The 6483-nt window shown below is 69.5% G+C and carries 6 protein-coding genes; all 6 read right to left on the reverse strand.

Features of this window, described 5'->3' with window-relative positions:
* Positions 1-6 precede the first annotated feature (6 nt).
* On the reverse strand, positions 7-828 hold the full coding sequence (locus tag B4M62_RS10080) for an alpha/beta fold hydrolase (RefSeq protein ID WP_290707267.1): 822 nt from the start codon (positions 826-828) through the stop codon (positions 7-9).
* A gap of 28 nt (positions 829-856) precedes the next feature.
* Entirely contained in the window at positions 857-2368 is a 1512-nt protein-coding gene (locus B4M62_RS10085) for a cobyric acid synthase (RefSeq protein ID WP_290707269.1), read from the reverse strand.
* An 8-nt stretch (positions 2369-2376) separates the two neighbouring features.
* Positions 2377-3246, reverse strand: coding sequence for a type I methionyl aminopeptidase (map, locus tag B4M62_RS10090; RefSeq protein ID WP_290707271.1), 870 nt, complete (start codon positions 3244-3246; stop codon positions 2377-2379).
* 23 nt (positions 3247-3269) lie between these two features.
* Entirely contained in the window at positions 3270-5102 is a 1833-nt protein-coding gene (locus tag B4M62_RS10095) for a penicillin-binding transpeptidase domain-containing protein (protein WP_290707273.1), read from the reverse strand.
* Between the two features lie 87 nt (positions 5103-5189).
* Complete coding sequence (locus B4M62_RS10100; protein ID WP_290707275.1) at positions 5190-6023, reverse strand: GNAT family N-acetyltransferase; 834 nt, start codon at positions 6021-6023, stop codon at positions 5190-5192.
* Between the two features lie 37 nt (positions 6024-6060).
* On the reverse strand, positions 6061-6483 hold a 423-nt coding region (locus B4M62_RS10105), incomplete at its 5' end, for a flavodoxin-dependent (E)-4-hydroxy-3-methylbut-2-enyl-diphosphate synthase (protein ID WP_290707277.1).

Consider the following 6483-nt stretch of genomic DNA (forward strand, 5'->3'; position numbering starts at 1 on the left):
TCGGCGCTACCCGCCCGCCCGCTCGATGATCGCCGCGGCCAGCGCCTCGGGGGCGTTCTCCGGCACCCAGTGGTCCACGCCGGCCAGTTCGACGAAGCGGTAGTCGGCGTCGACGAATTCGGCACTGCCCTGCGCCTGCTCGCGCCCCAGGGCGGTATCGCCGTCGCTCCACACCATCGTCGTCGGAATGGTCACGGTGCCGGTCGCGAGGTGGTCGGCGATGTCGCCGGTGAACGTCGCCCGATACCAGTTCAGCGCGGCGGTCAGGGCACCCGGCTCCTGCAGCGGTGGAATCGCCTCGCGCGGGACCGTCCGGCGCAGCAGGACCGCGTTGCGGGCCAGGAGCTTCCCTTCGGCGCCGTCAGCGATGAAGAACTTGATGTAGGACGACTTCTCCCGCTGATCGTCGCCCGATTCCAGGGCGTTGGCGACGGCCGACGCGTGGCCGGTGCTCACGGCCACATAGCCGGTGAACCGATCGGGATGACGGGCGGCGAGCTGCCAGCCGATCATCCCGCCCCAGTCGTGCCCGACGAGCAGACACCGCTGCACCCCGAGCGCGTCGAGCACCCCGAGCGCATCGGCGACCAGGTGGTCGATGCCGTAGTCGTCGACGGCGGCGGGGCGGGCGCCCGGGCTGTAGCCCCGCTGGTCGAAGGTGATCGTGCGCAGCCCCGCCTCGTGCAGCAACCCGACGACGCCGTCGAAACTGGCGCTGTTGTGCGGGAAGCCGTGGAGCAGCAACACCGGCGCCCCGTCGTCCGGTCCGCCGACGGCCACATCGAAAGTGAGGTCGCCGAGGCTGATGTGACTCTTCGTCGTGGTCATCGCCCCACCGTATCCGCGCGGGGTGAACTCAGGTCAGCGTATGGGTGATCACCGGCGGATCGTCGGTCCGCCCCTCGATGACGGCGGCGAGCGCACCGCGATCGACGTGGGCGGCGAGGAGGTCGGCCATCACGTCGAACTGCTCGGCGCGCACCACCTCGAACGGCACGACCCCCGGGCGGAACGGCCGGCCCCGCGCGCGCGCCACCCGCGTGAGCAGCGCGCGGCGCACCTCATCGCTCTCCAACAGACCATGCCAATGGGTGCCCCACAACGTGTCGCGCTCGACGCCCTCGCCGGTCCCGTCGTCGGCCATCAGCCACGGCGGATCGGTGGCGCCGGCAACGACTCCGTGGTGGATCTCGTATCCGTGCGCCGCGATCCCCCAGACGGTTCCCGCCCGGCGCCGCACCGTCTTGCGCGACGCGAACCGGACCGACTGGTCGAGGATGCCGAGGCCGGGCACCGCTCCACTGCCCGACTCCACCTCGTCGACGATCGTGGCGCCCAGCATTTGGAAGCCCCCGCACACGGCCAGTAGCGGTCCGCCGCTGACGATGCGCTCGCGCACCGCGCGATCGATGCCACGCTCACGCAGCCAGTGCAGGTCGTCGACGGTGGCCCGCGTCCCAGGCAGCACCACCAGGTCCGCGGTGGCGACCGCGGCCGGATCGGCGACCCAGGTCACTTCCACGCCCGGCTCGGCAGCGAGTGCTTCGACGTCAGTCGTATTGGAGACGCGCGGCAGGCGGATCGCGGCGACGCGCAGGTCGGGACCGTCGGGGATGCGGCCGGGCGGCCCCAGCCGGGCGCCGACGGGTGCGGCGAGCGAATCCTCCGCGTCGAGCCACAGCCGTGACTCGAACGGGATCACGCCGAGGGTGGCCCGCCCGGTCAGCTCGGCGAGGCGGTCCACCCCGGGCGCGAGCAGCGCCGGGTCGCCGCGGAACTTGTTGATGAGGAAGCCGCGGACGCGCCGCTGGTCGTCGGGCGACAGGATCGCCGTCGTGCCGAACAAGTGGGCCAGCGACCCGCCGCGGTCGATGTCGCTGACGACCAGAACGGGCAGGCCCGCCGCCGACGCCAGGCCCAGGTTGGCGATGTCCGACCCGCGCAGGTTGATCTCGGCGATCGACCCGGCTCCCTCGACGATGACCACGTCGAAGTCGGCGCGCAGCGACTCGAGGTCGGCGAGCACCACACTGCGCAGCCGCTCGCGCCACTGCGCATAGTCGGCCGCCCCGACGACCCCGGCCGGGACGCCGCGAACCACGACGTGGGACTGCCGGTCGGAGCCGGGTTTGAGCAGGACCGGGTTGAAGCGCACCGACGGCTCCAGACCGGCCGCCCGCGCCTGCGCCGCCTGGGCGCGCCCGATCTCCCCGCCGTCGAGCGTCGCGACGGAGTTGTTCGACATGTTCTGCGCCTTGAAGGGTGCCACCCGGATGCCCTCACGGGCGAGGAGCCGGCACAGCCCGGCGACGATCATCGACTTGCCGGCATCGCTCGTCGCGCCGCCGATCAGCACCCCGCCGCGCATGCGCGAACTCAGAGGTCGGTGTCGGGCAGCGTGAGGATCTCGGCGCCGTCGTCGGTGACCACGAGGGTGTGTTCGAACTGCGCCGTCCACTGGCGGTCCTTGGTCACCACGGTCCAGCCGTCGTCCCAGATCTCGTACGGCAGGCCGCCCAGGTTGATCATCGGCTCGATGGTGAACACCATGCCCGGTTCAAGGACAGTTTCCACATTGGGCTGGTCGTAGTGGAGTACGACCAGGCCATTGTGGAACGTCTCACCGATCCCGTGCCCGGTGAAGTCGCGGACAACCTGGTACCCGAATCGGTTCGCATACGCCTCGATGACGCGGCCCACGACGTTCAGTTCCCGGCCGGGCTGCACTGCCCGGATGGCTCGCTCGGTGGCGTTCCGGGTACGTTCGACGAGGTCGGCGGCCTCCTGCGCCACGTTTCCGGCGAGGAAGGTGGCATTGGTGTCGCCGTGCGCACCATCGAAGTAGGCGGTGACATCGATGTTGACGATGTCACCGTCGGCAACCACCGTCGAGTCGGGGATGCCGTGGCAGATCACCTCGTTGATCGACGTGCAGCAGGACTTGGGAAAGCCCTTGTAGCCCAGCGTCGAGGGATAGGCGTCATGCGCGATGAGGTAGTCGTGCACAATGCCGTCGAGCTCATCGGTGGTGACCCCCGGGGCGACGGCTGCACCGGCGACGGCCAGCGCATTCGCGGCAATCTTGCCCGCAACACGCACCCGCTCAATGATCTCGGGGGTCTGCACCCAGGGTTCGGCGCCCTCCTTGACCGTCTTCTTATCGACATATTCGGGGGCGACGATTCGGTCGGGCACAGCCCGACGCGGTGAGACGACCCCGGGGGCCAGTGGAGCGCGAACAGACATGGCGTCCACTGTAGCGCCGTGGACTAGGGTCGACCGCCCAGGCCATAGCCCGGGGGCAGTGAGTTGAAGAAGTCCCGCGTGACGCCGACGGCGTGCGTCGAATCGCCACCGCCGACGATCAGCGTGGCGAAGGCCAGGTCCCCACGGTATCCGGCGAACCAGGCGTGCGAGCCACCGGCGAATTCCGCCTCCCCGGTCTTCGCGAAGATCGGCCCGAGACCGTTGACGACGGTGCCGGTGCCCTCGGTGACCACGGCCCGCATCATGGGCTTGACCTCGTCGTAGATCCTGGCGTCGACCTTGGGCCGCGGGCCGGACACCGTGGTCTCACGGCCCCGGATGAATGTCGGAATCGGCGGCGACCCGTTCGCAATCGTCGCCGGAATCATGACGAGTCCGAACGGTGATACGAGCACCCTGCCCTGGCCGAAGCCGTCCTCGCTGCGGGCCACGATATCCGGCGCGATGGGCACCGAGCCGGACACATTCGCCAGGCCGGGAATGTCGTAGGTCGCGCCGAGCCCCATCGCGGCTGCCTGGTTGGCCAGATCCGACGGGCCCAGCTGGCTCGCCAGGTGCGCGAACGTCGTGTTGCACGACTGCGCGAAGGCGCCGAGCAGCGGAATGTCGCCCAAGGCGAATTTGTCGTAGTTGGGGATGATCCGCGGGCCGATCTGGATTTCGCCGGGGCACGGGACGATCGAGGACGGGTGCGCGAGGTTCGCGCGGACCGCCGCCGATGCGGTCACCATCTTGAACGTGGATCCGGGCGGGTAGAGCCCGTTGGTGGCGATGAGCCCATCGGCGTCGGCACGCTTGTTCTGGGCGATGGCGAGGATGTTGCCTGTGGACGGCTGGATGACGACCATGGCGATCTTGAACCGGTCGGTCGCGTTCACCGCCCGCTGTGCGGCCGACTGCACGGTGCGGGACAGGGTCAACGTGACTGCGGGCGCCGGGGTCGGCGAATGATCGGTGAGCACCCCGGCCGTCAGGCCGTTGGGATTGACGACGTCGACCCGCCACCCGGGCGCGCCGACCGTCTGATCTCCCACCACCTTGCGGACCTGGGTGAGCAGTGCGGGCGCGAAACCTGGGTCGGTCGGGAGGAGTTCGGCCTGATCGGTCGCGACGATGCCGGGGATGGCCAGCCGGTCGCGGAGCTGATCGAAATCGCTGTGACTGAGCCGGATGAGCGAGTACGGCGTCCCGGTGGCGGTCGCGGTCTCCGCGATCTGCTGGGCGTCGAGCTTGGGGTCGAACCGATGCAGGGCGTTGACGGCCGCAGTCACCGACTCCGCCGGCTCGGCTCCCGCTCGTTGCGCGGCCTTCGCGTCGAAACTGATCCCGACGACGGTCCCGTTCGCCATGACGCGCGACCCGTCGGCCTCATTCACCTCGGCGCGGGGCGCCTCGAGGACGCGAAACACCAGTCGCTGGTCCGCACCGAGTTCGGGGTGCAGATCCGCCGGCATCCACCGGACCGACCATCCGTTGTCGCCGCGACTGGCCGCGACCTGTGCGGTGTACCGCCATTCGCGCTTGCCCGGCAGCTTCCAGGTGTAGGTGACATCGGCGAGTGCGCTATCGACCGAGAGCCGCACCTTGCCGGTGGAGACGTCGAGACCGTCGGCGGTCAGTCCGCTCCATAGATCGGCGATCGCCTTCGAGGCGGCCGTCGGGTTGTTGGTCTGGCGGGCGGCTCCGTTGGCATCGCGCGCCACGATCGAGGCCAGGAAGCGGTCGACTGCGCTGCGCGGGCTGTCCTCGGAGGGTCCGCACCCGCTGAGCGTGGCGGCCACCACCGCTGCGGTGGCCACCGCGACGGCGCGTGCGAGGGATCTCGGAGGAGTCATCACGGCTGATCCTAGATGTGACGCATGTGATTCCTGGGACGCCACGCGGAAGCGGGCGCGTACCTCCCCGAACCACGCTGCAGGTCCTCAATCGATGAGGACGGTGGCGAACGTGGAGACCTGCTCGAATCCGACGGCTTCGTACGCGCGCCGCGCGCTCAGGTTGAAGTCGTTGACGTAAAGGCTCGGGATTCGCCCATGCGCACGGATGGCAGACGCCACTGCAGCCGTGCCGGCCCGGCCCAGGCCCATCGCCCGATGCTCCGGCGCGACCCAGACCCCCTGGATCTGCCCGACGGCGTGCGAAAGCGCTCCGATCTCCGCCTTGAAAACCACCCGACCGTCGTCGAACCGGGCAAAAACGCGCTGTCCGTCAATCAGGCCGGCCAGGCGCTGACGGTAGGCCCGCCCGTTATCGAGGGCACACGGATCGACGCCGATCTCGCTGTTGAACATCTCGACCGCCGCCGGGAAATAAGCGTCGAGGTCGTCTCCGGTCACCAGTCGGACCGCCGGATCGTCGGGTACGTTCGGCGCCGCCGGCAATGCCATCAGCGGCTGCACGCGGCGCACGTCGCGCGCCGGGCCCCACACCTCTGCCAACCGCTCCCACAACCCCAGCGCCAGCGGCGCAGGCCCGACGATGGACGAGCACTCGCGGGGCCGGGACAAAACGGTTTCGGCGAAATAGTCGAGGTCGGCATCAGTGCCGATGAGTGGAATCAGGTTGGCACCGGAGAAACACAGGGAGAACTCGGGGTCGTCGGCGGACCACAATTGACCCCCGAGCCAGCGTGGCTCGATGCCGTAGGACTCCACCCGCGCGGCAACCATGCACGCGGCGATCGGATCGACCACAAGGGCCCGGGCAACGGCCAGCGCATCGCTGGTCTGCAGCGGCTGTCGGCGCCTGGTCAGCATTCGCCGATCCCCTTTCGCGACTACCGGCGCTACGCCGTCAGCTCACACTGACGACGGGGGCGCCGGGTCCAGTGTCGCCCGACTCTTCGGCGATCCGCAGCGCTTCCTCGATTAACGTCTCGACGATCTGCGACTCCGGCACCGTCTTGATGACCTCGCCCCGAACGAAGATCTGCCCCTTGCCGTTGCCGGAGGCGACGCCGAGATCCGCCTCCCGCGCCTCACCGGGGCCGTTGACGACACAGCCCATGACCGCGACCCGCAGCGGCACCGTCATGCCCTCCAGCCCCGCGGTGACCTCCTCGGCCAACTTGTAGACGTCGACCTGAGCGCGCCCGCAGGACGGGCAGGACACAATCTCCAACTTGCGCGGCCGCAGGTTCAGCGACTGCAGGATCGCGTCGCCGACCTTGATCTCCTCGACCGGCGGCGCCGACAGCGAGACGCGGATGGTGTCGCC

This window comes from Gordonia sp. UBA5067, from assembly GCF_002414845.1.
In the GTDB taxonomy this organism is placed as follows: Bacteria; Actinomycetota; Actinomycetes; order Mycobacteriales; family Mycobacteriaceae; genus Gordonia; species Gordonia defluvii.